This is a genomic window from Streptomyces sp. NPDC005728 (assembly GCF_040630895.1).
GTDB lineage: Bacteria > Actinomycetota > Actinomycetes > Streptomycetales > Streptomycetaceae > Streptomyces.
Window position 1 is genome coordinate 1 of the sequence record NZ_JBEXYL010000107.1, and the last position, 26,603, is coordinate 26,603.

Annotated in this window: 22 protein-coding genes and 2 tRNA genes; 18 read left to right on the forward strand and 6 right to left on the reverse strand. The window is 69.5% G+C overall.

Going from position 1 to position 26,603, the window contains the following annotated elements; all coding sequences use genetic code 11:
• The 3 genes from ABZ471_RS40190 to ABZ471_RS40200 form a co-directional block, all read right to left on the reverse strand.
• Nucleotides 1-137: sugar phosphate nucleotidyltransferase (locus ABZ471_RS40190; RefSeq protein ID WP_351248458.1), on the reverse strand; the 137-nt coding region annotated here is incomplete at its 3' end.
• Nucleotides 138-165: 28 nt separating this feature from the next.
• Complete coding sequence (locus ABZ471_RS40195; protein WP_359073773.1) at nt 166-2,469, reverse strand: bifunctional glycosyltransferase family 2 protein/CDP-glycerol:glycerophosphate glycerophosphotransferase; 2,304 nt, start codon at nt 2,467-2,469, stop codon at nt 166-168.
• A 200-nt stretch (nt 2,470-2,669) separates the two neighbouring features.
• Nucleotides 2,670-3,770 (reverse strand): Tat pathway signal sequence domain protein, encoded by a 1,101-nt coding sequence (locus ABZ471_RS40200; RefSeq protein ID WP_359073775.1) that lies wholly within the window; start codon nt 3,768-3,770, stop codon nt 2,670-2,672.
• Nucleotides 3,771-4,274: 504 nt separating this feature from the next.
• Between ABZ471_RS40200 and ABZ471_RS40205 the strand changes: the two genes are divergently transcribed.
• The 7 genes from ABZ471_RS40205 to ABZ471_RS40235 all read left to right on the forward strand — a co-directional run bounded on the left by ABZ471_RS40205 (nt 4,275) and on the right by ABZ471_RS40235 (nt 16,334).
• Nucleotides 4,275-10,658, forward strand: coding sequence for an RHS repeat-associated core domain-containing protein (locus tag ABZ471_RS40205; protein ID WP_359073777.1), 6,384 nt, complete (start codon nt 4,275-4,277; stop codon nt 10,656-10,658).
• A gap of 61 nt (nt 10,659-10,719) precedes the next feature.
• Nucleotides 10,720-11,004, forward strand: coding sequence for a hypothetical protein (locus tag ABZ471_RS40210; protein WP_359073778.1), 285 nt, complete (start codon nt 10,720-10,722; stop codon nt 11,002-11,004).
• A gap of 133 nt (nt 11,005-11,137) precedes the next feature.
• A complete protein-coding gene (gene proB / locus ABZ471_RS40215; RefSeq protein WP_359073779.1) occupies nt 11,138-12,265 on the forward strand; it encodes a glutamate 5-kinase in 1,128 nt (375 codons plus the stop codon).
• Nucleotides 12,266-12,426: 161 nt separating this feature from the next.
• Nucleotides 12,427-12,861: a hypothetical protein gene (locus ABZ471_RS40220; RefSeq protein WP_359073781.1), complete on the forward strand. Its 435-nt coding sequence runs from the start codon at nt 12,427-12,429 to the stop codon at nt 12,859-12,861.
• Nucleotides 12,862-13,229: 368 nt separating this feature from the next.
• Nucleotides 13,230-14,516 carry a glutamate-5-semialdehyde dehydrogenase gene (locus ABZ471_RS40225; RefSeq protein WP_359073783.1) on the forward strand — a complete coding sequence of 429 codons (1,287 nt, stop codon included), beginning with the start codon at nt 13,230-13,232 and terminating at the stop codon, nt 14,514-14,516.
• 58 nt (nt 14,517-14,574) lie between these two features.
• Nucleotides 14,575-15,174 carry a hypothetical protein gene (locus ABZ471_RS40230; protein WP_359073784.1) on the forward strand — a complete coding sequence of 200 codons (600 nt, stop codon included), beginning with the start codon at nt 14,575-14,577 and terminating at the stop codon, nt 15,172-15,174.
• An 89-nt stretch (nt 15,175-15,263) separates the two neighbouring features.
• Nucleotides 15,264-16,334, forward strand: a complete 1,071-nt coding sequence (locus ABZ471_RS40235; protein ID WP_359073785.1) for a hypothetical protein — start codon at nt 15,264-15,266, stop codon at nt 16,332-16,334.
• Nucleotides 16,335-16,389: 55 nt separating this feature from the next.
• On the opposite strand, the gene ABZ471_RS40240 is transcribed toward ABZ471_RS40235, so the two are convergent.
• The gene (locus ABZ471_RS40240) at nt 16,390-17,484 is read right to left on the reverse strand and encodes a M48 family metallopeptidase (RefSeq protein ID WP_359073787.1); all 1,095 of its coding nucleotides are present in this window, start codon (nt 17,482-17,484) and stop codon (nt 16,390-16,392) included.
• A 103-nt stretch (nt 17,485-17,587) separates the two neighbouring features.
• On the opposite strand from ABZ471_RS40240, the gene ABZ471_RS40245 reads away from it, so the two are divergent.
• From ABZ471_RS40245 to ABZ471_RS40275, 7 genes are all read left to right on the forward strand, one after another.
• Nucleotides 17,588-17,752 (forward strand): hypothetical protein, encoded by a 165-nt coding sequence (locus ABZ471_RS40245; protein WP_359073788.1) that lies wholly within the window; start codon nt 17,588-17,590, stop codon nt 17,750-17,752.
• A gap of 140 nt (nt 17,753-17,892) precedes the next feature.
• Nucleotides 17,893-18,057, forward strand: a complete 165-nt coding sequence (locus ABZ471_RS40250; RefSeq protein WP_359073790.1) for a hypothetical protein — start codon at nt 17,893-17,895, stop codon at nt 18,055-18,057.
• A gap of 56 nt (nt 18,058-18,113) precedes the next feature.
• On the forward strand, nt 18,114-18,842 hold the full coding sequence (gene nadD / locus ABZ471_RS40255; protein ID WP_359073792.1) for a nicotinate-nucleotide adenylyltransferase: 729 nt from the start codon (nt 18,114-18,116) through the stop codon (nt 18,840-18,842).
• 16 nt (nt 18,843-18,858) lie between these two features.
• Nucleotides 18,859-20,595: a LytR C-terminal domain-containing protein gene (locus ABZ471_RS40260; RefSeq protein ID WP_359073793.1), complete on the forward strand. Its 1,737-nt coding sequence runs from the start codon at nt 18,859-18,861 to the stop codon at nt 20,593-20,595.
• Between the two features lie 101 nt (nt 20,596-20,696).
• Entirely contained in the window at nt 20,697-21,143 is a 447-nt protein-coding gene (gene rsfS, locus ABZ471_RS40265) for a ribosome silencing factor (protein ID WP_359073794.1), read from the forward strand.
• Nucleotides 21,140-21,808, forward strand: coding sequence for a histidine phosphatase family protein (locus tag ABZ471_RS40270; RefSeq protein ID WP_359073796.1), 669 nt, complete (start codon nt 21,140-21,142; stop codon nt 21,806-21,808). The genes rsfS and ABZ471_RS40270 overlap by 4 nt, the downstream gene beginning before the upstream one ends.
• 108 nt (nt 21,809-21,916) lie before the next feature.
• A tRNA-Ala gene (locus ABZ471_RS40275) sits at nt 21,917-21,989 on the forward strand.
• A gap of 54 nt (nt 21,990-22,043) precedes the next feature.
• Here the strand turns inward: ABZ471_RS40275 and ABZ471_RS40280 are convergent.
• On the reverse strand, nt 22,044-22,955 hold the full coding sequence (locus ABZ471_RS40280) for a helix-turn-helix transcriptional regulator (RefSeq protein ID WP_359073798.1): 912 nt from the start codon (nt 22,953-22,955) through the stop codon (nt 22,044-22,046).
• Nucleotides 22,956-23,271: 316 nt separating this feature from the next.
• Here ABZ471_RS40280 and ABZ471_RS40285 point away from each other — a divergent pair, with 316 nt between their 5' ends.
• The 3 genes from ABZ471_RS40285 (at nt 23,272) to ABZ471_RS40295 (ending at nt 25,116) form a co-directional block, all read left to right on the forward strand.
• Nucleotides 23,272-24,636: an MFS transporter gene (locus ABZ471_RS40285; RefSeq protein WP_359073804.1), complete on the forward strand. Its 1,365-nt coding sequence runs from the start codon at nt 23,272-23,274 to the stop codon at nt 24,634-24,636.
• A 69-nt stretch (nt 24,637-24,705) separates the two neighbouring features.
• Nucleotides 24,706-24,879 (forward strand): hypothetical protein, encoded by a 174-nt coding sequence (locus ABZ471_RS40290; RefSeq protein ID WP_101373401.1) that lies wholly within the window; start codon nt 24,706-24,708, stop codon nt 24,877-24,879.
• Between the two features lie 3 nt (nt 24,880-24,882).
• Complete coding sequence (locus tag ABZ471_RS40295; RefSeq protein ID WP_004931461.1) at nt 24,883-25,116, forward strand: hypothetical protein; 234 nt, start codon at nt 24,883-24,885, stop codon at nt 25,114-25,116.
• Here the strand turns inward: ABZ471_RS40295 and ABZ471_RS40300 are convergent.
• Nucleotides 25,095-26,330 (reverse strand): glycosyltransferase 87 family protein, encoded by a 1,236-nt coding sequence (locus ABZ471_RS40300; RefSeq protein ID WP_359073801.1) that lies wholly within the window; start codon nt 26,328-26,330, stop codon nt 25,095-25,097. The two genes, ABZ471_RS40295 and ABZ471_RS40300, sit on opposite strands and share 22 nt — an antisense overlap.
• Nucleotides 26,331-26,457: 127 nt before the next feature.
• On the opposite strand from ABZ471_RS40300, the gene ABZ471_RS40305 reads away from it, so the two are divergent.
• Nucleotides 26,458-26,530: transfer RNA gene (locus ABZ471_RS40305), tRNA-Ala, on the forward strand.
• Nucleotides 26,531-26,603: the final 73 nt, after the last annotated feature.

Consider the following 26,603-nt stretch of genomic DNA (forward strand, 5'->3'; position numbering starts at 1 on the left):
TCGACCACGTACTGGATCGCCGGCTTGTCCACGACCGGCAGCATCTCCTTCGGAGTGGCCTTGGTGGCCGGCAGGAACCGGGTACCCAGACCTGCCGCCGGGATGACGGCCTTGGAGATGGTGGGGCGGGAAACCATGTGGTGCTCGTCTCTATCGTTCTGCACGTCAGGCGCCGATGAGGCCACGCTCGCCGGTCGGCTGCAGCGGGATGTGCGCCTTGGCGAGGGCGGCCGGCGCGGGCGCCGGAGTCCGCTCGTCCAGGGGCAGCACCGCGGGGGAGGCCTCCTGGCCGAGGAACAGGTTGCGTACCACGCGCTCCGCCGCGTTCCCGTCGTCGAACTGCACGAAGCGCTCGCGGAACGCGGCCCGCAGCTCGGCGGCCCTGCTGCTGTTCCAGGCGCCGGAACGGAAGGCCTCGATCAGCTCGTCCTCGTTGGTCGCGGTCGCGCCCGGGGTCTCGCCCGGCTCGCCGGAGAGAATGTCGAAGTAGACACCGCGGGCCTTGCGGTAGACCTCCCAGTCGTCGGCGTAGGTGACGATCGGGCGGTCCAGGCAGGCGTAGTCGAACATGATCGAGGAGTAGTCCGTGATCAGCGCGTCGGCGGCCAGGCAGAGGTCCTCGACCACCGGGTACCGCGACACGTCCTTGATCAGGCCGCGCTCCTGCAGTGCCTCCAGCTGGGGGTCGGCGCCGTAGAAGTAGTGGGTGCGCACGAGGACGACGTAGCCGGGGCCCAGCTCGCGGCAGAACCGCTCCAGGTCGATGCGGGGCACGTAGCCCTTCTGGTAGTCGCGCACCGTCGGGCAGTAGAGGACGGCGGTCTTGCCCTCCTCGATGCCGAGTTCACGCCGGATCCGCAGGACGTCGTCGCCGGTGGCCCGGAAGTAGACGTCGTTGCGCGGGTAGCCGTACTCGACCGCCTCGAACGCGCAGGGGTACACCCGCTCCCAGATCTCCGTGGAGTGCTGGTTGGAGGTCAGGCTGAGGTCCCACTTGTCGGCCCGCTCCAGCATCTTCGCGAAGCTCATGTTCTTCGCGGCCGCCGGGTACTTCTGCTGGTCGATACCCATCTGCTTGAGCGGGGTGCCGTGGTGGGTCTGCAGGTGGACCTGCTCCGGGCGCTTGACGAAGTTGTTCGGGAAGTTGACGTTGTTGACGAGGTACTTGGCGCGCGCCATGACCTCCCAGTAGCGCGGCGAGTTCGCCACCACGTAGTCCACGCCCTTGGGGATGCTCTCCACCGCGTCGCGCTTCACGATCCAGACGCCGTGGACGTTCGGGGCGAGTTCCTTGGCCTTCTCGTAGATGGCCGCAGGGTTGCAGGCGACGCCACGGTTCCAGTAGGCCGCGTAGACCGCGAGGTTCTCGTCGACGGGACGGCGCAGGTGCAGCCGGTACAGCCGGTCGTAGGCGGTCTTGCCGAGCTTGGTCTTCATCTTGGCAGCGCGCTTGACCATCTCGCGGCGGGTGTTGCCGGCGGCCGTCACCGCAGCGTACGCCGTGTAGGAACCGCGCTCCAGGAGCTGGAACCGGACACCCTGCGAGCCCTCCGGCAGGACGAAGCCCTGCGGCTTGAAGCGCTTGTAGTTGGCGGCCGACAGCTTGAAGAACTCCGCCCGGTCCTTCGGGACGATGCGGTCCTCGCGGGCCAGGGTGAACAGGTAGTGGCTGGCCGCGCGCTCGAACAGCAGCGCCCGCACCGGCTGCAGGTGGGGGCGGGCGTCGAGGAACTCGAAGAGGCGCGCGTACTGCTCGAAGATCCCGAAGTGCTTGCGGCCGGGCGTCCGCATGGAGTTGCCCTGACGGCGCTGGCGGTACTCGACACAGACGTGGTCCGTGGCGGCGATGCGCTCCGCGGTCAGCATGGTCTTGTAGACCATGAGCGCGTCCTCGTAGATGCCGTCGGTGAAGGTGAAGTTGTGGTCGTCGACGTAGAACTCACGGCGGTAGGCGCGGTTCCAGACCACGGCGAACATGCTGAGGTACTCGGGACGCTCCAGCGCCGTGAAGACGTCCGTGCCGGCGGCGGCGAGCATCTCGCCGGCCGCGCTCGCCTGGACACGGTTGTTCCAGTAGGTGCGGACGTGGTTGAGCAGCAGGATGTCGGGGTTGTCCGTGGCCTCGAGCCGGTCGGCTATCGCCTGCAGCGCGCCGTCCGCGAGGGTGTCGTCGCTGTCGAGGAACAGGATGTACTCGCCGCGCGCCTTCAGCGCACCGGCGTCCCGCGCCTTTCCGATGCCCCGGTTCTCCTCGAAGTGCACGGGGACGACGCGGCTGTCCAGGGCGGCATATTCATCGAGTATGCGGCCGCAGGAGTCAGGGGAGTGGTCGTCGATGGCGACGATCTCGAAGTCCTCGAAGGACTGGGAGAGTATGGAATCCAGGCATGCGCGCAGATATCCCTGAACTTTGTAGACAGGGACGACAACGCTTATTTTCGGCGAAGCGTTTCCATTCGCAACGGGCATGCTTGGGGCTCCTGGACGGTCGGTCAAACTCAACCGCGCCCCGCAGCCGGTGATCAGGTGCGGGACGCGAGAGGCACAAGGAGTGCAAGGTTAACGTTTGTGGAAGCCTACCGTACGCGCCCCTGTGGATCGTCCTACCGTATGGTCGCTCACACCTGGTCAACCAGGGTGTGGCAAGGCTCACGGGCGCCGGGCGGCGGTCAGACCAGCACTGCCTTGTAGTAGATGCTCGCCTTCTTGCGCTGGTCCGTGTCGGACGTGAACGAGGAGAAGCCGCTGCACAGCCGCAGTGCCGACGGGTTGCTCGGGTCGGGGATCTGGATGGCCATGCCCTCGGGCTCGCGGTAGGAGAGCGTGTACCCGGCCTTGGTGAGCTTCTGCTCGGTGACGGTGCCGGTGTTCCAGTCCACGGATGTGATGAAGGTGTTGCCGTTCGGTGATACGGAGCCGTCCTTGCCGTACTGCGAGCCGGCCAGGAGGTAGAGGTAGCTGCCGTAGCTCGCGAAGCCCTGGAAGGTGTCGTTGTACCCGGGCTGTAGGTCCGCGGGCTGGGCGACGTCGGCGAGGGCGGTCCGGCCGCCGGCCTTGAAGGCGGCGAGGTCGTACAGGCGGAACCGGAACGCGCCGCTGACGCGGCAGCGGACCGCGAGGCGGTTGTTGACCGGGTCGATGGCGCACGTGGTGCGGTCCACGCCGCTTTCCAGGGTGTACTGGGTGACCGCGGGCGAGTCGGCGGTGAGCACCGTCCCGTTGGCGAATTTGAATCGGGCCAGCCGGTCGCCCCATCCGGTGTAGGTGGTGCCGTCGGAATTCAGGCTGCGGACATTGTGGGTTTCCGTCCACAGGTAACTTCCGGAACCGGTGGATTCGACGCCGATCTGCACACCGTGTCCGAATCCGCGTAGATACATGGTGCCAAGAACGTTCCCGGACGTGTCCAGACGGGTCACGCACAGGTCGCCGTTGGCCTCGCGGTCGGGGCCGGAGTAGGTCTGGGTCTCGCCGGGCAGCTGGAGCCCGCTGTCGACCAGCTGCACGGTGAAGAGGTGCCCGCTGGTGTTGTCGAAGGCGAAGGACTGCAGCACACGGGTGCTGCCCAGCTGCACCTCGCGCAGGAGCGCGGTGGAGGCGGCGGTCAGGTCGAACCGTTTGCTGGCGGTCACCGAGCCGGGGGTGGCGTCGTCCTGTGAGGTGCTGCGGGAATGCGCGATGGCCTGCGCCGCGCCTACGGCCACGGCGGGAACGGCGGCCGCGCCGACGGTGATTCCGGCCGTGCGCAGAAAGCGTCTGCGATCGAGCATGGTGAATGAACCCCCCTGGAGCAAAAAAAGAGAAAAGCGCCATTGTCCGCGCCGTTGGCATGTAAAAGGGACATCTCGCGCCAAGGGGGAGCTGGCTGGATTGCTGGCGGGTCATTAAAGCACCTGGGAAACCGATGCGGTAGTGACGAGGGAATCAGCTGTTCCGTTGGCCATGAAGGCATAAAAATTTCGCCAAGGAGCTGGTGATATTTGAGGTCTGGCGGACTGATTTGCCGGACTTGGTCCGGTTAAGATTCTGGTTAGTCTCCGGCCTGCGTGTGTTCGCCACGTGTTGGCTTTGTGCCGCCCTCGTGCCGCGATGCCGCTCTTTTTGACCGTTTGTGGTCGATATTTGGCCAGGAGGGTGGGGGGTTCGTGATGCGTGCGTCGTTGAGGCGCGGCTTCGTCGTAACGGTCTCCAGTGCGTTGTTGTCCGGTCTGGTGTCCGCACCGGCGTTCGCCGCGGCCGTTGCCGTGGCGAAGCCGAAGGACAGGACCGTCAGCGTGTCTGCGCGCAAGGGCACGGCTGTGCCCCGGCAGCAGGCGGAGCCGACCATGACCAAGGCGCCGAAGGTGTCCTGGCCGAAGGGGGTGACGGCCAGGGTCGATCTCTCGACGGTCAAGCCGGGCAGGCCCAAGGCCGTGTCGCCGTCCGGTGCCGTGGTCGACGGCTCGGCCGGCAGCGCCGCGGCCAAGTCCGCCGTGGTGTCGGTCCAGACCCCGACAGCCGCACAGACCCGGGCCGCGGGGATGCCCCCGCAGTCCGCGTTCGCGGTCGGCCAGAAGGCCGCCAAGGACGCCATCGCCTCGGGCGGAGGCGGCCTCAAGCTGGCGCCGTCGGCTCCGGCGCCCAAGAACCTCGACCTCCAGGTGCTCGACCGGGCCAAGGTCAAGAAGATCGGCGGCCTCGGCATGGGGCTGCGCCTGACCCGTACGGACAGGCAGGCCGCTCCGGGGCCGGTCGGCGTCACCATCGACTACTCGGCGTTCGAGAACGCCTACGGCGGTGACTTCGCATCCCGGCTGCGGCTGGTGCAGATGCCCGCGTGCGCGCTCACCACCCCGGAGAAGCGCGGCTGTTCCCCGGACACCCGCCGCTACCTGCCGGTCCACAACGATGTGAAGACCGGCAAGCTGACGGCCACGGTGTTCGCCGACGCGGACCCCGCGACGACGGCCGGCACCGGGACCCAGACCTCGAAGCTGAGCAGCGGCATGACGGCGATGGCCGCCACCACCGCCACGGTGACGACGCTCACGACGGGTTCGTCGTCGGACGCGGGCGACTACCGGGCCTCCACGCTCAGCCCGACCGGCAAGTGGGACGTGTCGACCGGTTCCGGCGCGTTCACCTACGACCTGCCGATCACCGTGCCGAAGGCGCCCTTCGGCGCGACTCCGGACCTGTCCCTGTCCTACAACTCGCAGTCCGTCGACGGCCGCACCTCCGCGACCAACAACCAGGCCTCCTGGGCGGGCATGGGCTGGGACCTGGACGTCGGCTACATCCAGCGGACCTACCGGAACTGCTCGCAGGACGTCAACAACACCGTCGGTGACCTGTGCTGGAGTTCGCCGAACCACAGCACCGAGCCCGACGGCGCCGAGTACACCATCAGCCTCAACGGCGTCGACTCGGCTCTCATCCAGGACGGCAACGGCACCGGCTCCTACCACGTGCAGGACGACCCCGGCTGGCGCGTGCAGCACCTGACCGGCGGCCACGGTGCCGACGACGAGTACTGGGTGATCTCCAGCCAGGACGGCATGCGCTACTACTTCGGCTGGGGCCGCGCCGAGCGCACCGGCGACGCGACGCACTCCGTACTGACCGTCCCGGTCGCCGGCGACGACGTCGGCGAGCCGTGCCACGCCTCCTTCCCGGAGCCCTGCACCCAGGCCTGGCGCTGGAACCTGGACCGCGTGGTCGACCCCAACGAGGTCGAGAACGCGTACTTCTACGACAAGCAGACCAACTACTACCGCTCGGTGATCAACACCGACAAGGCCCGCCAGTACGACGCGGCGAGCTACCTGACGCGGATCGAGTACGGCTGGGCTTCCCAGATCACCGGCGCCAAGCTCCCCGCCAAGGTCGAGCTGTCGCATGTGGGCCGGTGTGTGGAGCGGATGAGCTACGACGATCCGATGGGCAAGGAGCCCCCGGCCTGCCCGGGCATCTCCTCCACCCCGGGCTCCTACCCGGACGTGCCCACCGACCTGATGTGCGACGGCACCTCGGCGGACAACTACTGCGCGGGCAAGACGTACTACCCCACGTTCTTCACCACCGACATGCTGTGGGACATCAAGACCTACGTCAGTGACGACGGCGGCACGACGTGGGACCCGGCGATGCAGTACCAGATGAAGTACGGCCTGCCCAACCCCGACGGCACGGTGGGCAAGACCCTCTGGCTCGACTACGTGCAGCGCAAGGGCTACGGCGACGGCGTCGACCTGCGCCTGCCGGTCATCAACTTCAACGGCGAGTGGCTGGACAACCAGGTCGGCTCGTCCACCCTCAACTTCCGCCGTGTGAGCAAGGTGTACGGCGACCTCGGCTCGGTCACCAGCGTCACCTACAGCCAGCCGGACGCCTGCGACATCAACAGCCTGCCCAGCGAGGCGTCCAACACCCAGGACTGCTTCTGGCAGAAGTGGACGTCGGAGGGTGCGAGCTCCCCGTCGACGGGCTGGTTCAAGAAGTACCTCGTCACCCAGGTCTCCGTGGACCCGGGCGTGGGCCAGGGCGCCGGCACCGACGGTGACCCGGTCATGACCACCCGCTACGAGTACCACGGTGGCGCCGGCTGGCGGTTCACCAACGATCCCCTGGTTCCGGACTCCGACGAGACATGGTCCGACTGGCGCGGCTACCCGCAGGTCGAGGTCTTCACCGGAACCAAGAGCAACGCGGCCTCCACCTACCACTGGCTCTACCGCGGCCTGGACGGCGACCGCACCTCCAAGACGGACACCTCCGCGACCCGCAGCGTCTCGGTCACGGACGGCTTCGGCGACTCCTGGACCGACTCGGCCTGGCTGGCCGGCAAGACCCTCGAGTACTCCAAGCGGGACGGCGACGGCAACGCGCACCAGCGCGTCCGCAAGGAGTACTGGGTGCACGACACGGCCCAATACGACGGTCTGCCCGACGCCCGCTTCGTCCGTGACAGCAAGACCACGACGGACGACCTGACCTCCACGGGCTGGCGCGAGCACGTCGTCAACGACGAGTACGACGACACCAGCTCCACCAGCACCACCTACGGTCTGCCGCTGCGCACCAACGACTGGGGCCTGGTCGACTTCGACGACAACCGGTGCACCACCTACGGCCGCGCGTACAACACGTCGAACTTCCCCGACTCCGACGTCAAGCGCTGGATGGTCTTCCAGGACGAGGTGCGCCACTACGCAGCCGACTGCGCGTCCCGCGGCGCGGCCAACCAGGACTCGTACACGGTGACGCTGTACGACGGATCGACGTCGGTCGCGGACAACGACACCCACCTCACCGACGGCAACGCGACGGAGAAGCGCGTCTACACGGACGCCGCCACCTACCGCTCGGCCCGGACCGACTACGACGGCGCCGGCCGTGTCATCGCGACCTACGACGGCAAGGACAAGAAGACCATCACGGCCTACTCGCCGGCCACGACCTGGCCGACCGACGGCGTCAAGGTCACCACCCCCGACCCCGACGACGGCGGACCGGCCGTCGCGGAGTCCACGACCACCTGGTACTCCCGCCTGTGGGGCGCGCCGTACCGGATCCTCGACGCCAACGGCCACACCACGCGGATCGTCCTCGACTCCGTGGGCCGCTCCAGCCAGGTGTTCAAGGCGACGGAGATCGGCAACTACCCCGCCGGCGACCCGTCGATGAAGTTCGCGTACTCCATCCCGACCGGGACCAACAGCGACGGTGTGCCCGACACGGTCACCGGAGTCCCCAAGGTGACGTCGAGCGTCCTCCAGTCCGGTACCACGTACGTCAACTCCTACACCTACCTCGACGGTCTCGGCCGTAGCCGCGAGACCCAGTCGACGGCACCGGACGCCACCGGCCGGGACGTGGTCTCCACCCGCTACGACACCTCGGGCAACGTCACGGGCACCTCCGCCACCTTCTACAACTCCGGTGCGGCGGGCTCCGGCATGGTGCTGCCCACGGTGGCCGACCTGCCGTCGTACACCGACCCGATCATCGACTGGGCAGGCCGCACCACGCAGACCCAGACCCTGGTCAACGGCACGCCGCAGGCGGCGGGCAACACCCGCACCTACTACTACGGCGACTACACCACCACCGTCCCGGCCACCGGCGAGCGCACCGACACCTACACGGACGTCTTCGGGCAGACCACGAAGGTCGTCGAGCACGGACCGACCGGGGCGAAGAACACGGCCTACACCTACTCGCGCAGCGGCAAGCTGCTGACGATCACGGACGCCAAGGGCAACGTCACCACCAACGGCTACAACTGGGCCGGTGACCAGACCTCGGCGACCGACCCCGACGCCGGATCGTCCTCGACCAAGTACGACGAGAACGGCAAGCTCAGCACCAAGACCGACAACGGCACGACGCTGACGTACACGTACGACAACCTCCAGCGGCCGAAGACCGTCGCGCAGGGCTCGACCCTCCTGTCGCAGCAGGACTACGACACCGCCTCGGGCGGTGTGGGCCAGCTGGCCGCGTCGACGACGTACGTGAACGGAAAGGCCTACACCGAGGCGGTCACCGCTTACGACGAGCGCGGCCGCGTCAAGGGCAGGACGTACACCGTCCCGGACGACGGCTCCGGTCTCGCCGGCACCTACACGTACGGCTACGGCTACGACCTCGCCAACCACATGACGTCGGTGAGCTACCCCCAAGTCGGTGATCTGGCGGTCGGGCAGCTGCCCGCGGAGACGGTGACCACCACGTACACGGCCCAGGGACTGCCGTCCAAGGTCTCCTCGTCGCTGGCCACCTACCAGTCGAACATCGCCTTCGACCGACTGGGCCGCCTCAACGGCCGCGCGTACGGTGCCGGCGGCGGCTCGGACGCCACGGCGAGCCGTGCCTACACGTACAACGACACCGACGGCAGCGGCATGCTGTCCACCATCCGGACGACGGTGACGACGGGCTCCACCACCAAGACCGCGCAGGACGACTCCTACACGCGCGATCTCGGCGGCCAGGTCACCGGTGTCACGGACGCCGTGGCCAAGCAGAGCGAGTGCTTCACGTACGACGAGCTGAACCGGCTCACCCGTGCATGGACCACCGAGGCCACCGACGGCTGCACGGGCGCGGCCACGCCGGACCTGAGCAGCAGCCTCGACCCGTACGACCAGTCGTACTCCTACGACGAGCTCGGCAACCTGATGTCCGTCAAGGACACCACCGCCGGCGGATCGACGACGAGGAAGTACACCTACCCCGGTTACAGCGCCGACGGCTCCACGTACACGGCGGGCCAGGCCCACCCGCACGCGGCGACGCAGGCCGGATCCGACAGCTACAGCTACAACGCGGCGGGTCAGATGCAGACCCGCACGGTGAACGGTGTCAGCTCGTCGATCGACTGGAACCCCCAGGACCGGGTCAGCCGGATCACCGCGCACAAGACCGGTGGCGACGAGGTGTCGAGCTACGTGTACGACACGGGCGGCAACGTCCTGCTGCGCACCTCGGCGGCGGAGAACGTGTTGTACCTCGACGGCCAGGAACTGCACAGGACCAACGGCCAGGGGCAGGGCGTCAAGGCGACCCGTCTGTACAGCGCCGCCGGCACCACCGTCGCCATGCGCCAGGGTGACGGCTCGACCAACGGCAAACTGAACTGGCTGCTGGGCGACACCCAGGCGTCCACGGCCCTGCTGATCGCCATGGGCGGAATGGTCACCCGTCGCCGCTACACCCCGTTCGGCAAACAGCGCAATGTCGGCGGCGACCTGCCGTCGGGCCTCGACCGGGGCTTCCTCGGCAAGCCGGAGGACGACAGCACATCCCTGTCCCTTCTGGGAGCGCGCATGTACGACCCGTCACTCGGCAGGTTCATCAGCCCCGACGAACTGATCGAGCCGTACAAGCCACAGGCCCTGAGCGCTTACAGCTACTCCGCCAACAACCCGGTCAACGCTGCCGACCCCACGGGCCTGAGCAACTCGATCAAGTGCACCATGGGCAAGAACTGCCCGGACGGCGCGGACAAGGCGGAGAAGTACACGGCCCCTCCGTTCGAGGAGGGCACCCAGCCGGGCTTCGACTGGGATGCCTACTACGCCCAGATGGAGAAGATCTATCAGGCGCAGAAGGCGGCACGGAAGGTCATTCCGACCATCACGACGCCCGTTCAGCAGGCCATGACGCTTGCCCCCGGACCGATGGACAAGGGGCCGGATCTCCTCGGCGATCTCGAAGACGCCGTGGGTTACCTGGGGAGCTATATGAACACCACCGGCGTGTGCGCGAACCTGAGCGGCTCGATCGGTCTTGGCGGCAACGCGAGTGTCTGTCTCATCCGGACCCGGTCCGCCAAGGGGAAAGACGCGTGGGCCATCACCGGCACCACCGAAGAGACCAGTGGTCCGGACATCGGACTCGGTCTCACCGGCAATGTTCTGTTCAGTAACGCAGACTCCCTGCAGCAGCTCCGCGGGGACGGGTCCGGAGTCGACGGCGCATTCGGTCCGTTCCGGGGAGGCTGGCGCGGAACGTATGCGACGAAGAACTCCAGAGGCGACACGGTGAACACTTTCACCGGTGGTTGGGGTCTGGCCATGGAATTCGGTGCCAATTTCGCATCCGGAAAGACAGGTATTACCAGAGTGGCTGACATTCCGAAGAGCGTCGTCGGTCTCGTCAAGTCCATCTTCTAGTCGGCGCCGTCACTCGGCGGATCGGTAAACCCCGGCCCCCTGCGTCTCCATCAGGATCGATATGGTGGCGCAGGGGGCTGGTACATTGTGCGTGTTCAAGGTCGGTCGTATGGGAGGCTCCGTGATACCTGATCTCTTCAGGATCTTTTGCATCGCTGTTCCGACAGTGTTCTTCTTTTTCGTCGCGCTCGATTATCGAAACATCGGACTGCGGTTCTACGATCTCCTGGACCAATTGACCTCCGCGGCGCCGTCGACCATGACGCCCGGGCGGTTCAGATTCGTGGCCGGCCTCGTTTCCGCCGTCGGACTCGGTGCCGTCGTCGTTCTGTCCAGCCGCCTCTGACCGACGGCTTGCGCGTCGGCAACCCGGTGCTCACGTCCGCGAGGTGGACCGTCTGAGCACGCTCCGTGCATCTTCGCGTAGATTGCAACCGCCACACTCGACAGAACGTGGACGCGAGGTCGGAGGGAAGCACGTGTCAGCGGCAAGGCAGCAGGTCGCCCAGGCTCGACGGATCGTCGTCAAGGTGGGGTCCTCCTCCCTGACCACCGCTGCCGGCGGCCTGGACGCCGACCGCGTCGACGCGCTCGTCGACGTGCTCGCCAAGAGCCGCAGCGGGGGAGAGAAGGAGATCGTCCTCGTCTCCTCCGGTGCCATCGCCGCAGGCCTCGCCCCGCTCGGCCTGCGCCGCCGGCCCAAGGACCTCGCCCGCCAGCAGGCCGCCGCCAGCGTCGGCCAGGGCCTGCTCGTCGCCCGCTACACCGCCTCCTTCGCCCGCTACGGCGTCCGCGTCGGCCAGGTGCTGCTCACCAGCGACGACATGAGCCGCCGCGCCCACCACCGCAACGCCTCCCGCACCCTGGACAAGCTGCTGGCGATGGGCGCCTTCCCGATCGTCAACGAGAACGACACCGTTGCCACGGACGAGATCCGCTTCGGCGACAACGACCGCCTCGCCGCCCTCGTCGCCCACCTCGTCCACGCCGACCTGCTGGTCCTGCTCTCCGACATCGACGGCGTCTACGACGGCGACCCCAGCAAGCCGGGCACCTCGCGGATAGCGGAGGTGCGGGGGCCCGGGGACCTCGCCGAGGTCGAGATCGGCAGCGCGGGCAAGGCCGGCGTCGGCACGGGCGGCATGGTCACCAAGGTCGAGGCCGCCCGGATCGCGGCCGCCGCGGGCATCCCGGTGGTGCTCACCAGCGCCGTCCACGCGGCCGAGGCGCTCAGCGGCGGCGACACCGGCACCTACTTCCACCCCAGCGGCAAGCGCTCCGCCGACCGGCTGCTGTGGCTCCAGCACGCCTCCACCCCGCAGGGCTTCCTCACGCTGGACGACGGCGCCGTCCGCGCGGTCGTCGAGCGGCGGACGTCGCTGCTGCCCGCCGGAATCGCCGCCGTCGAGGGCGAGTTCAGCGCCGGTGATCCCGTCGAGCTGCGCGACGGCACCGGACGCGCGGTGGCCCGCGGACTCGTCAACTTCGACGCCAAGGAGATCCCCCAGCTGATCGGGCGTTCGACCCGCGAGCTGGCGCGCGAGCTGGGCCCGGCGTACGAACGCGAGGTCGTACACAGGGACGACCTGGTGCTGCTGCACTCGTAACACTTGTAAAACCGCTCGTAAAACGGGGCGTAAGGAACGCCCCCGGTGGGGGACGTTCCGTAAAACCCCCACGCGGAGCCCTGCGGCCTGCTCAACTTTGTCCCAGAGGCATGTTGAAGGGACACGGTCCGTCAAGAGGCATTGCGTGTAAGGAGACCGTCGTGAGACGAGTGCGCCCCGGGGCGGCGTCCCGCGGTGCTCTGACGAGCGTCGCGGCCGGTGACACCTACCAGGACTACGAGGAGCCCAAGGACCTGCCCCGCCTGTGGCACGTCACCCTCAGCGTCTCCGGGGAGAAGGTCCCGCTGCCGGACCTGCGGCGTGCCCTGGAGCAGCTCGCCCACGACCACCCCTTCCTGCTGACCAGCAGATACGCGAGCGACCACGCGGAGATCCGGTACTGGGAGGAGGCCCGCGACCTGCACGACGCGGCCGCCGTCGCGCTGCGCCTGTGGGGCGAGCACCGGCAGACCTCCGGACTGCCGGCCTGGGAGATCGTCGGCCTGGAGGTCATCGACCGGGAGACCTACCACCAGCGCATCGCCGAGGGGTACGGCCCGGCTCCCGCCACTCCGGTCGGCGTCCACCCCTTCTGACCTGCACCTTCTGACGTCGCCCGCGGTACAGGGACGGTCTTCGTCGAAGGGCTGGTCGGCCCTTGGCCAACGGGCCGGCGGTCAAGATCCTTACGGCTGGCGCCGCGTCGGCCGGTCCGGCCGTCGGCCTCAGCGGACAGGCCGCCGCGCCCAGCAGCCCGGAGACGGCCGCCCACGGTCCCGACGGCACGGTGGCGGGGACCCGCTTCCTCAACGGCCGCCCCGAGCGGTGGCCGGTACACCGACCGGACCGCCGGCACCCGCGGCCAGGATCCCCCTGCTGCTTGCCCTGGAAGAGCGGCGACATCACCCGTCTCGGCCTCCGGGACAATTGCCGCGTCCATCTGCGGGCGCACTACCCTGCGAGCATGACCACGCTCTCGCCGTACGACTCCATGTCCCCGGTCACCCAGGCCGCCTACCGGGCCAAGGCCGCCGCCGCCGACCTCGCGCCGCTCCCGCGCGCCGTGAAGGACGACGCGCTGCTCGCCATCGCCGACGCCCTGGAGGTCCGGACCAGCGAGATCGTCGAGGCCAACGCCAAGGACGTGGCGAAGGCACGGGAGAACGGCACCAGCGAGGCCATCGTCGACCGGCTCACCCTCACCCCCGAGCGGATCCGCGCCATCGCCTCCGACGTCCGCGACGTCGCCAAGCTGCCCGACCCGGTCGGCGAGGTCGTCCGCGGCTCCACACTCCCCAACGGCATCGACCTCCGCCAGGTCCGCGTCCCGCTCGGCGTCGTAGGCATCATCTACGAGGCCCGCCCCAACGTCACCGTCGACGCCGCCGCCCTCTGCCTGAAGTCCGGCAACGCCGTCCTGCTGCGCGGCTCGGCCTCCGCCTACGAGTCCAACAGCGCCCTCGTCCGGGTGATCCGGGACGCCGTCGGCGGCGCCGGACTGCCCGCCGACGCCGTCCAGCTGGTGCCCGGCGAGAGCCGCGAGTCCGTGCGCGAACTGATGCGCGCCCGGGGGCTCGTCGATGTGCTCATCCCGCGCGGTGGCGCTTCCCTGATCCAGACCGTGGTCAGCGAGTCCATCGTCCCCGTCATCGAGACCGGCACCGGCAACTGCCACGTCTACGTCGACGCCAACGCCGACATCGGCATGGCGATCGAGATCCTGATCAACTCCAAGGCCCAGCGGGTCAGCGTCTGCAACGCCGCCGAGACCCTCCTGGTCCACCAGGACATCGCCGCCGAGTTCCTGCCGCGCGCCCTCGACGCCCTCGCCGAGGCCGGGGTGACCGTGCACGCCGACGAGCGCGTGCTCGCCTACGCCAAGGACTCCAAGGCCACCGTGGTCGAGGCGACCCCGGAGGACTGGGAGACCGAGTACCTGTCGTACGACATCGCCGCCGCCGTCGTCGACTCGCTGGACAAGGCGGTCGAGCACATCCGGCTGTGGACCTCCGGCCACACCGAAGCGATCGTCACCACCTCCCAGCAGGCGGCCCGCCGCTTCACCCAGCTGGTCGACTCCACCACCGTCGCCGTGAACGCCTCCACCCGCTTCACCGACGGCGGCCAGTTCGGCTTCGGCGCCGAGATCGGCATCTCCACCCAGAAGCTGCACGCCCGCGGCCCGATGGGCCTGCCGGAGCTGACCAGCACGAAGTACATCGTCACCGGCGACGGCCACGTGCGCCGCTGACGGACCTGGCGTAAAGGCGTCTCATCAGGCGGATGAATTTCCATACCGTCTGCCCAAATTGACCCCCCAGGTCTACTCTGGATCCGTGCCGGAGGACGTGGGGGGCACGCCGTTCCCTGACGGCTGGGAGCCCGACGACGACCACGACCACGGGGTGTCGGACGAAGAGTTCGCCTCCGTGGTCTTCGACGAGGCCTTCGTACAGGCGGCCGTGGTGCACGAGCCGACCGCTGTCGAACGCCTCCTGGCCGCCGCGCAGGCCAGAGCTGAGGCCTCCGAGGCAGAAGCCCGCCGCGCCCACACCAGAGGCGACCGCTACGACGACGGGTACGGCCCCGAGGGCACCGATTTCGGTCATGATCGGGACGACGACGAACTGGACGACACCTACGTCCTCGACGACGGCCGCGGCGGCTTCGGGACCCACGGCAGGCAGGTCCGCTGGCACCGGCCCGTCGCCTGGGTGCTCGCCCTCGTGATGGGCATCGGCATGGTCGCGCTGGCCTTCGCCGCGGTCTACCGGGGCGCCTCCTCGAACACCCGGGACCGGGTGCCGTCCCCCGCCTCGACCGGCCTGGAGCAGGGCGCGGCCTCGCACCCCTCAGCCTCCGCCGACTCTTCCCAGCCGGCGTTCTCGGCGGTCCCCCGATCCCCCTGAACGTCCGCACGCGCCCTTGGTGAGAACCTGTCAGAAGTTGTCGTGTAGCAGGGCGTTTACCCGAGGCCCACGAGACCTACTCTGAAAGTATGGGCGGGCCTGGAGACCCACCGGAGGGGACACCCGAGGGCGGCCCCACAGGTGGAGAGGACGAGTACCGATCCGTCGTGTTCGACGAATCGTTCGTCCGTGCTGCCCGCCTCCAGGAGTACTCCGCGCAGGAGCGCATGGCCGACCACGCGCCCGCCGTACGCCGCCGCCCGCCCCTGCGCCGCGGACTGACTCGGCAGGTCCTGATCCTCGCAGTACTGATCGCCGTCGCCTTCGGTACCGCGATCTACATGGGCGTCCGCCACCCCTACGACGCCCCGCAGGCCCGGCGTCCCGCCGAGGCCCTGCGGATGACCGTCATCCCGCTCGCCCCACAGGGCAAGGTGCCCGGCGCCGCCGACGCCGAGGCCCTGTACAGGCACAGCCACGCCGCCGAGTTCGAGGCCGGCGCCGCCGGGATCCCCCTGCCCGCCTCCCACAGCACGGCGCACTTCTCCGACAGCCAGGTCACGGCCGCCCTGAGCATCGCCAGGAACTACCTCGTCCGCTCCTCCCTCGACCCCGACGTGCTCACCGGCCGCCAGGTCCGCCCGGCCCGGGCCCTCCTCGGCTCCGACCAGCTCGACCAGTTCGACCAGAGCTTCGACCACCCGGCGGCGGACGGCCGCCACGCCCCCACCGGCTGGCTGGTCCGCCTCGACCCCTCTCGCGCGCAACTGGCCGACGACCGGATCCGCGTCCGGGGCACCCTCCTGGTCGGCGAGGCCGACTCGGCCACCCTGGAGGTCAGCTCCGACACGATCTTCGTCTACGCCCTGCGCCCGACCGGCGCCGCCGCCGACGCCCCCGTGTCCCTGTTCACGGTCCGCCGGGAGATCACCTTCCGCTTCGACCGCGACGACCTGCGCGTCGGCCAGACGCAACTGGCCACGTCCTACGCCCAGGCCGGCCCCATGTCCTGCGCGGAGGACTTCGCCTCCTACCTCCACCCCCTCCTGGCCGGCCAGACCGCCGGAACAGGCGGCCCGGCAGGCACCGACCCCTACGCGACGGACAGCGCCACGGCCCTGTGCGGGACGCTGGCCGCTGGGGCTCAGCCGAAGGTCTGAGCAGCACCCCTGGGCAGGGAGGCACGGTCTTCCCCCGGCCGTTTCCCAGGACCGGTCACTCCCCGTCCTGGGGCTGAGAGTCCTGCGGTCCCTCGTTCGGGGGAGTCGGGCTCCGGAAGCCGTCGAAGCCGCGGCGGACCCGGCCGCCCAGGTCGCCGGCGCCGCCCGCGAGGTCCGTGACCAGCTTCATCAGCGGGTCCTTGGAGCTCTTCACGTCGTCGGCATAGCTCGCGGCGGACTCGCGGAAGGAGCCGCTGACCGAGGTGTCCTTGTCCTCGCTGCGGCGCGGGTAGTGGCCGTCCATGATCCGCTGGTAGTCCCGGGACTCGGCCCACTTCTTCAGCTCGGCCGCCCGGATGGTGGCAAAGGGATGCGAGCGGGGCAGCACGTTCAGGATCTTCAGCACCGAGTCGCGCAGATCGCCCCCGGACTCGTACTCCTCGGCCTGCTCCAGGAACGCGTCCACGTTCATCTCGTGCAGGTGATTGCCGCCGGCGATCTTCATCAGGCCGCGCATGGAGGCCCGCAGGTCCTGCCCCACCAGCAGCCCGGCCCGGTCCGCGGACAGCTCCGACTTGCGGAACCACTCCCGCAGCGCCGTGACGATCGCCATCACCGCGAGGTTGCCCAGCGGGATCCAGGCGACCTTCAGCGCCAGGGTCGTCAGGAACAGCAGGATCGTGCGGTACACCGAATGCCCGGACAGGGCGTGCCCCGCCTCGTGCCCGACGACCGCCCGCATCTCCTCCTCGTCGAGCAGCTCGACCAGGCCCGTGGTGACCACGATGATCGGCTCGTCCAGCCCGATGCACATGGCGTTCGGCTGCGGATCCTGGGTGACGTACATCGGCGGGACCTTCTCCAGGTCCAGGATGTAACAGGCGTCCAGCAGCATGTCGTGCAGATGCGAGAACTGCCGCTCCGAGACGCGCACCGAGTCGGACAGGAACAGCAGCCTCAGGCTCCGCTCCGGCAGCAGCCCGCTGAGGGCCTTGAACACGGTGTCGAAACCGCTCAGCTTGCGCAGTGCCACCAGGGCCGACCGGTCGGCCGGATGCTCGTACGCGCGCGAGGAGATCCCGGGGAAGCGCCTGCGCTGCCTGCTCGGCACGTGCTCGTGCCCCGTCTGCTCGCGGCCGTCTTCGGACATGTCTTCCCCCATGTGCGTGTGAGTGCCCACTGTGCCCCCGAGGCAGGAGCCAGCCTAGGCGGAGATACCGTGGACGGGCAGTAAAGCCGAAGGAGCCCACATCATGGAGCAGCACCCCTCAGTCGCCTGGCTGACCGAGGCCGCCACGAGCGCCGTCCAGCAGCACGGGGCGGGAAATCTGCTCCGGGTCGTCCTGATCGTGATGGTCCTTGGCTGCGTACTGACCGCATGGTTCCTGCTGCGCGGCTACAAGCAGAAGGACGACTGACGGACCCGGGAAGTTCCCCGTCGCCGGCCAACCCGCGCCCCACGCCCGCCCAACGGCGGAGTCGGCGTGATCGGCGCCGGGCCGCCCGCTTACGATGAGCCGACGTCTTTATCCCGCCCACACGCGATAGGTCCTGCCGAATGAGCTTCCACAGCACCGCTGCCCAGTTGGTCACCCTCGCCGCCGAGGGCGAAGAGCACGGCGGCCACCACAACAGCCTGAACCCGGCCGTCACCGGCGGCGGCGCTCTGGTCATCCTGCTGCTCCTGCTGTGGATCACCACCCGCTTCAACCGCGACCGCTGACCCGGGACCCCGTCCCCGGCCGGGGCCCTCAGGCCGGGCCGGTAGGGTCTGCACGCATGGGAGAGCAGGACATGCCTACCGGTCCGGCGAACGAAGCGGCCGCACACGCGGTCGGCGACGCCGCCAAGAACGCCGACACGGCGACCGGCACGGTGAAGACCCCGGCGCACGGTCCGGGCAGCGGCCCCGCCCACACGGGCAAGCGCCGCCTCGGCGTCATGGGCGGAACGTTCGACCCGATCCACCACGGACACCTCGTGGCGGCCAGCGAGGTCGCAGCGCAGTTCCAGCTGGACGAGGTGGTGTTCGTGCCCACCGGCCAGCCGTGGCAGAAGTCCCACCGCAAGGTCTCCCTTGCCGAGGACCGCTACCTGATGACGGTCATCGCGACCGCCGAGAACCCGCAGTTCTCCGTCAGCCGTATCGACATCGACCGCGGCGGCCCCACCTACACCGTGGACACCCTGCGCGACCTGCGAGCCCTCAACCCCGACACCGACCTCTTCTTCATCACCGGTGCCGACGCCCTCGCCCAGCTGCTGACCTGGCGCGACTCGGAGGAGCTGTTCTCCCTCGCGCACTTCATCGGCGTCACCCGCCCGGGCCACCACCTGACCGACCCCGGCCTGCCGGAAGGCGGCGTCTCGCTCGTCGAGGTGCCCGCGCTCGCCATCTCCTCCACAGACTGCCGCGCGAGAGTCGCCAAGGGCGATCCCATCTGGTACATGGTGCCGGACGGAGTCGTGCGTTACATCGACAAGCGCGAGCTGTACCGCGGCGAGTGAGCCGAGAGGGGCACCGGTGAACGACCGATACGACGCGGGTGACGGCGGCCACGGCGCCGCCCCGTACGAACTCGTCGGCTACGACGAGTACGGGCAGCCCGTGTACCGGCAGATCCCGGCACAGCAGGCACCCCAGCAGTCCTACGACCCGTACGCCCAGCAGGGCTACGGCTACGACCCGTACGCCACGGGCGGCCGGCAGCAGCCGGCGCCGTCCTACGACCCGTACGACACCGGTCAACAGCCGCCCGCCGGGCCCTCCTACGACGCCTACGGCTCCCAGGCCCCGTACGACCCGTACGGCACCGGCACCCAGAGCACCGCCGCCCCGTACGACCCCTACGGGCAGGCCGCGACCAGCGGGCAGCAGCCCCGGGTCGCCGAGCAGACCGCGTACATCCCGCAGCAGGCCGGATCGGCCGAGCGGACGCGGGCCCAGGAGGAACCCGAGGAGCAGGCGGACGCGCATGAACGGGACTACCACACCGGGCAGTTCGCCTTCGTGGAGGACCCGGACGGCGACTCCGAGGACGTCATCGACTGGCTGAAGTTCACCGAGAACCGCACCGAGCGCCGCGAGGAGGCCCGCCGCCGCGCCCGCAGCCGGATCATCGCCCTCCTCGTCGTCCTCGCTCTCGTCGCCGTCGGTGGCGTCGGCTACCTCTGGTTCGCCGGGAAGCTGCCCGGCCTGTCCTCCTCCGGCTCCAGGACGGGCACGGCGACGCCGGTGAGCGCCCAGAAGCGCGACGTGATCGTCGTCCACCTCCACAACACCGGCAAGGGCGGCACCTCCACGGCGCTGCTGGTCGACAACACCACCACCAAGCAGGGCACGACCGTCCTGCTGCCCAACTCCCTCGCGCTGAGCGGCGACGACGGCTCCACCACGACCCTCGCCAAGTCGGTCGACGACGACGGCGCCTCCGGCACGCGCGACCAGCTCGACACCGTCCTCGGCACCGACATCCAGGGCACCTGGCGCCTGGACACCCCCTACCTGCAGAACCTCGTCGACCTGGTCGGCAGCATCGACATCGACACCAACGCCGACGTACCCGACCCGGACGCGAAGAAGAAGGGCACCTCGCCGCTGGTCCACCAGGGCAAGGGCCAGACCCTCAGCGGCAGGATGGCCGTCGCCTACGCCACCTACCGTGCCTCCGGCGAGGCCCAGAACGCCCAGTTGGAGCGGTTCGGACAGGTCATGCAGGGCGTGCTGCGCAAGATCTCCTCCGATGTGGAGGGCGCCACGGTCACCGTGCAGACCCTCGCGCAGATCCTCGATCCGCCGCTGACCGACAAGGACCTCGGCGCCTTCCTCGCCAGGCTCGCCGACCTCGCCAAGGGCGGCGACTACAGGACGGCCCTGCTGCCCGTGCAGTCCGACGGCACCCTGAGCGCCAAGACCAGCGACAGCGTGGTGAAGGACATCCTCGGCGGCACCGCCAAGAGCCCCGACGCGGGCTCCGCGGTCCGGGTCTCCGTCCAGAACGCCACCGGTGTGAAGGACGACAGCGAGAAGGCCCGCGTGGTCCTCCTCAACGGCGGCTTCACCTTCCTCGAGGGCGGTACCGGCTCCAGCACCCAGGCCACCTCCAAGGTGCTCTACGCCGATGCCGCCGACAAGGCGAACGCCACCGAGGTCGCCAAGACCCTGGGCCTGCCCGCCGGCTCCGTGGCCAAGGGCACCGTCTCCTCCGGCGCCGACGTCTCGGTCGTCCTCGGCAGCGACTACAAGCCCGCCTCCTCCTGACAGCGGCCGGGCCACCCCACGTGACGCGGTAATCACGTGGGGTGCGCCAGGCGGTCCGTGAGACCCTTGATGTCAAGTGACCCCTTGACGAAAGCCGTGTAGTGACCGCCACTGATCGTTCCCTTGAGCTCATCACCACCGCCGCTCAGGCGGCCGCCGACAAGCTCGCCCACGACGTCATCGCCTACGACGTCAGCGACGTGCTGTCGATCACGGACGCATTCCTGCTGGCCTCCGCGCCGAACGACCGCCAGGTCAGGGCGATCGTCGACGAGATCGAGGAGCGCCTGCTGAAGGAACTCGGCGCCAAGCCGGTACGCCGCGAGGGCGACCGCGAGTCCCGCTGGATCCTGCTCGACTACGTCGACATCGTCGTCCACGTCCAGCACAGCGAGGAGCGGGTCTTCTACGCCCTGGAGCGGCTGTGGAAGGACTGCCCCGAGCTCGAACTGCCCGCCGACGCCAAGGCCACCCGCGGCAAGGCCAAGGCGCACGCCGAGCTGCAGGCCGCCGAGGCCGCCGACGAGCCGGGCGGAGAGTGGCGATGAGCGCCACCGGCGAGGTGAGCGACCGCAAGGACCGCGGCCGCCGCGTCATCCTGTGGCGGCACGGCCAGACCGCGTGGAACGTCGAGCGCCGCTTCCAGGGCACCACGGACGTCGAGCTGACCGAGACCGGTATCGGCCAGGCCCGCCGTGCCGCCAGGCTGCTCGCTTCCCTGGGGCCCGACGCGATCGTCTCCTCGGACCTGCAGCGGGCTGCGGACACGGCCGCCGAGCTGGCCGCCCTCACCGACCTCGACATCGTCCGCGAGGAGGGCTTGCGGGAGACCTACGCGGGCGTCTGGCAGGGGCTGACGCACGAGGAGATCATCGCCCGCTACGGCGAGCAGTACGCCGCCTGGAAGCGCGGCGAGGCGGTCCGCCGCGGCGGCGGCGAACTGGAGACCGAGGTCGCCGACCGTGCCGCCCCCATCGTGCTGCGGCACGCCGAGAAGCTGCCGGAGGACGGCACCCTCGTGGTGGTCAGTCACGGCGGCACCATCCGGACCACCATCGGCCGTCTCCTCGGCCTGGAGGCCCGCCACTGGGAGAGCCTCGGTGGTCTCTCCAACTGCTGCTGGTCGGTGCTCGGCGAAGGCGCCCGCGGCTGGCGTCTGCTGGAGCACAATGCGGGCACCCTCCCGGAGCCCGTCCTCGGCGACGACGACTGAGCAGCCCGAGGGCCCGCCGTTCCCGACCCGGGGATCCGGATTTCACTTTCCGGCAGGTCGCAGGCTAAAGTTCTTCTTGTTCGCCCCCGCCGAGCGGGAAGAACACCAGGGGCTATAGCTCAGTTGGTAGAGCGCCTGCATGGCATGCAGGAGGTCAGGAGTTCAATTCTCCTTAGCTCCACAGATCGACACTCTGTTGAGTTGTCAAAGATCGGTGATGAGGATCCCGTCCCCCTCAGGGGGCGGGATTTTCTGCATTCCAGCGGCGGATGATCTCGGCGGCCTCCCCGTCGGTCGGCGGCCACAGCGGCTGTCTCCGTTCTCTCAGCAACGAGACCTTCGCGCGCGCGTCTTCGTCCTCCGGCGTGTAGACCACGATTCGGCACTCGGGCATCCCGTCGATGGACAGCGACTGCGAGGTCATCCGCATCTCGCCCACCTCCTGGTGACGGAACGTCTTCACCCGCGGCCCCGGTGGCGTCACCTCCCCGCTCGCCCACAGCTTCGCGAAGTAGGGGCTCGCAGCCGACAGCCCGCGTATGTACTCCTCCCAGGCCGGCTCGCCCACATGTCTGCCGTACGCCGACCGCAGCGTCGCCACCATCACCGGCAGCTCGTGCTCTCGGCGCACCACCGGACAGGTCTCCTTCGGCACCGTGAACAGCGTCCACAACACGTTCGGCACACCGATCCGGCGGGTCTCCGGCACCACGAACAGGTCACGGTAGGCCGGGTTGGTGGCCAGGACGTCGTACCGCGAGTTGTAGACCACCGCGAGCAGCGGGTCGAGGGCGTCGATGATGCCCTGCACATCGGGGCCGACCCGGCGGGTCAGAACCTCCGGGGCCGGGTCGAAGGGCACCTCCGCCAGCCGATACAGGTGCTCCCGCTCCGGCGGGTCCAGCCGCAGCGTCCGTGCGACCGCGTCCAGCACCTGCGGCGAGGCGTTGATCGGCCGGCCCTGCTCCAGCCACGTGTACCAGGTCACTCCCACGCCCGAGAGCTGGGCGACCTCCTCCCGGCGCAGCCCGGGTGTGCGCCGCCGCAGCCCCGGCGGCATGCCCACGTCGGCCGGTGTCACCCTGGCCCTCCTGCTGCGCAGGAAGGCAGCCAGCTCCGGCCTGCGGCGCTGTGTTGTCGTCCCCATCGTCGATCCCCCGTCCCCCGTCGTCCCGTCCCCCATCGTGGGCACCCGGCCCGGGTGCTGCCAGGTGCTGCCAGTACCAGCATCGGCGGGCACTCGGCACCCGTACCGGCCCTTCGTCAGGCTCGACGCCATGACGACGACACCTCGAACCGGGCCGAGTCCAGCGCCCGCCCCCTATCCTGCGATCAGTGAAGCACTCGCCACTGACAGTGACCTCGCCGCCGACAGGGCAGAGGCCGCGGCCGGCAGCGCATCACCCGTCACTCACAGTGAAACACCCGCCACTGACAATCGGTCCCGGCTGCTCCTCGCGACACTGCTCACCGCCTTGTTCATGGCGGCCCTCGACGTCTTCATCGTGAACGTCGCGGCCCCCACCATCGGTTCCGGTCTCCACGCCTCGGGCGCCGACCTGCAGCTGGTGGTCGCCGGCTACGCCATCAGCTACTCCGTGCTGCTGATCACGGGCGCCCGGCTCGGCGACCGGCTCGGCCACGGCCGGGTCCATCTCGCCGGACTCGCCCTGTTCACCGCGGCCTCGCTCGCCTGCGGCCTGGCGCGGGGGCCGGCCGAGCTGATCGTGTTCCGGCTGGTACAGGGCGCCGGAGCGGCGCTGATGATCCCGCAGGTGCTCAGCCTGATCCAGCGCACCTTCACCGGCGAGGCCCGAGCCCGGGCGCTCGGCGCCTACTCGGCGGTCCTCGCCATCGGTGCGGCGGCCGGGCAGGTCGCGGGCGGCGTGCTGGTCAGCGCCGACCTGTTCGGCACCGGCTGGCGGCCGGTGTTCCTGGTCAACGTGCCGGTGGGCCTGCTCCTGCTGGTGCTGGGCAGGCGGGTTCTGCCGGCGGGCCGCGCAGCCGAGTCCGAGCGGTTGCGCGCACTCGACCTGCCCGGACTCGTCCTGCTCGGCGCGGCCGTGTCGCTGGTGACCGTGCCGCTGGTGCTCGGGCAGGAGGAGGACTGGCCGCTGTGGTCCTGGCTGTCGCTGGCCGCCTCCGCGGTCCTGTTCGCCGCGTTCTGCGGCCATGAGTCCCGGCTGTCCCGGCGTGGCGGCGCCCCGCTGATCGCGCTGCGGGTCCTGCGGCACCCCGGCATCGGCCTGGCCGTGTTCCGCCTCCTGGCCGTCATGTCGGTCAATGCCGGTTTCCTCTTCGCGCTGACCCTGCACGTCCAGGGCGGCCTCGGCTACAGCGCCCTGCGGGCCGGTCTGAGCTTCGCGCCGACCGCTGTCGTCTTCGGGGTGGTCAGTCTGACCTGGCGAAAGTGGCCCGCGGCCTGGCAGCGGGCGCTCACCCCGGCCGGGTTCGCGCTCACGGCAGTGTCCGCGGCCGTCGTGGGCCTGGCCTTCCACGGCGGCGGCGACGGGGGAGCGGTGCTGTACACCGGGTACGCCGGTGTGGGGGTCGGGCTGGCGCTCGCCTTCAGCCCGACGCTCACGGGCGCACTGGCCACCGTGCGGCACGAGGACGCGGCCGACGCCAGCGGGCTGCTGGCGACGGTCGTCCAGCTCGGCCAGCTGATCGGGGTGGCGGCGTTCGGCACACTGTTCCTGAACCGGCTTGAGTCGCTGGGGGCCCTGCGGGCGTATACCTCTGCGGAGGCGTTCTCGGTGTGTGCATGGGCGCTGGCCGGAACGGCCGCAGTGGGGGCTGTGTCTGGACTGGTACTGAGGCGTCGCTGACCGTATTGGTCCGGCCGTGGCAGAATCAAACGGCCGGAAGGGGGCGCGGCCCGACGGGAGGGAGTAGCGATGCCTGCGAGCATCCTTGAGGAGGGCGGCCACCTCCTCGGTGCGGCGTTGATACGGGATACGACCACCCGGCTCAGCTGCCCTTCCTGCGGTTCCGCGCGCGTGGCCCAAGTTCTCGGCGACAACGGCGGAATCTCCTACGTGTGCACGGCCTGCGGCCACAGCTGGAGCTGATCGATGGGTGCACACCGGCGAAAGTGCGACTGGTGCGGGAGCGGTACGCCGATCGTCCGTGACATGGAACCGATCAATCCCGAATACCAGTACTGGTGCGAGGAATGCGCGCGGGCGCTGATCATAAAAGGTGACCCGATCGAGACCTACCGCGAGCTGGAGGGCGAGCCGATCTACGGCCGTCTGCTCGAGGAGCACTGCACGCTCAAGAGGTTCTACTCCTTCGTCACCGCTTGACGCGCTTCTGACCGCGGCCGGGACCTCGGCAACGATGTCCTGGCCAGTACGAGGAACAGCGCACCGGCCCCTCCGTAGAGGACCGACACCGTCAACGGGCCGCCCGTCTGGTGCAGTTCGGGCCGCCCTGCGCCGTGTGGCACCCACCACGGGGCGTACGAGCAGAAGACCAGCGCCGTGCCCAGGGCGGCCGCCCGGTGTGCGTGCGTCCACAGCAGCAGCACCAGGGGCACGCACCACACCCAGTGGTGTGTCCACGACACCGGACTGATCAGCAGCGCCGTGACCGCGCAGGCGCACACCGCCCAGGGCCGCGACCCGCGCAGTTCGGCCGTCACCGCCACCGTGAGCCCCAGGGCGGCCACCACGGCCGCTGCGGCCGCCCAGAGGGCTCCCGGGTCGGGTGTGTGCAGCAGACGGGCCAGAACGCCGCGCAGGGCCTGGTTGGCGGTGCCCTCGGCGTGCCCGGCCCGGTCCGCGCGGAACACCGTGTCCGTCCAGAACCGCCACGAGTCGTACGGCAGGACGGCGGCCGCGAGCAGCGTCGCCCCGGCGAACGCGGCGGCCGCCCCGCGCGCGGGGCGTAGCCAAGGACCCCCGTCCTCACCCCTGAGGCGGGCTGCGGCGCCTGTCGCGAGCAGGAACACAGGGAACAGCGCGGGCGTCAGTTTGACCGCCGCGGCGAGTCCGAGTCCCGCCCCGGCCCAGCGGCCGTACCGGCCGGCGGGGCGCCGGGACAGGTCCCACAGCACCAGGGCGGCCAGCAACAGATTGACCTGGCCGTAGCGCACGGTCGTCCACACCGGTTCGCACCACACGGCCACCGCCGCGACCCACCAGACGCTCTCCACGCGCGCGTGGCCGACGAGTTTCAGCGACAGCCGTACGAACACCACGAGGAGGGCGAGATTCCCCGCCGTCGCCAGTACCCGCAGGGTCACGGGGTCCGGCAGGGTCAGCGCGGTGAACAGCAGGGCAGCGAACGGCGGGTAGGTGGCGGGCAGGTGCGCGGCGGTCGCCCGCAGCGCGTACAGGTCGCCTCCCGCGCGGACGGCTGCCCCCTCGGCCCGGTACACCATCAGGTCGATCATCGACACGTGCGCAGCCCGCTGCGCCAGCCAGAACGCCGTGAACGACACCAGGCACGTGCCCACGGCCGCCGGCGCCCGGCGCAGGGCTCCGGAGAGCGCGATCAGGGTCACGAATGCAGACATTAGCTCCCGTACGGGAGCAGAGCGGAAACCGATTTGGTACTGCACCCAGGGGACCGTGTAATGTTGGCGTCGCCGCCGGGGAAACCGGGCGACACGGTCGATATGCGGCTCCACCGCATGACCGCAAGGGGCTATAGCTCAGTTGGTAGAGCGCCTGCATGGCATGCAGGAGGTCAGGAGTTCAATTCTCCTTAGCTCCACAGAAGTCGAAGGCGGACCATCCCAATGGTAGTTACCCCTTCGGCGTTTTTCATGACGGTTAAGGATAACCCC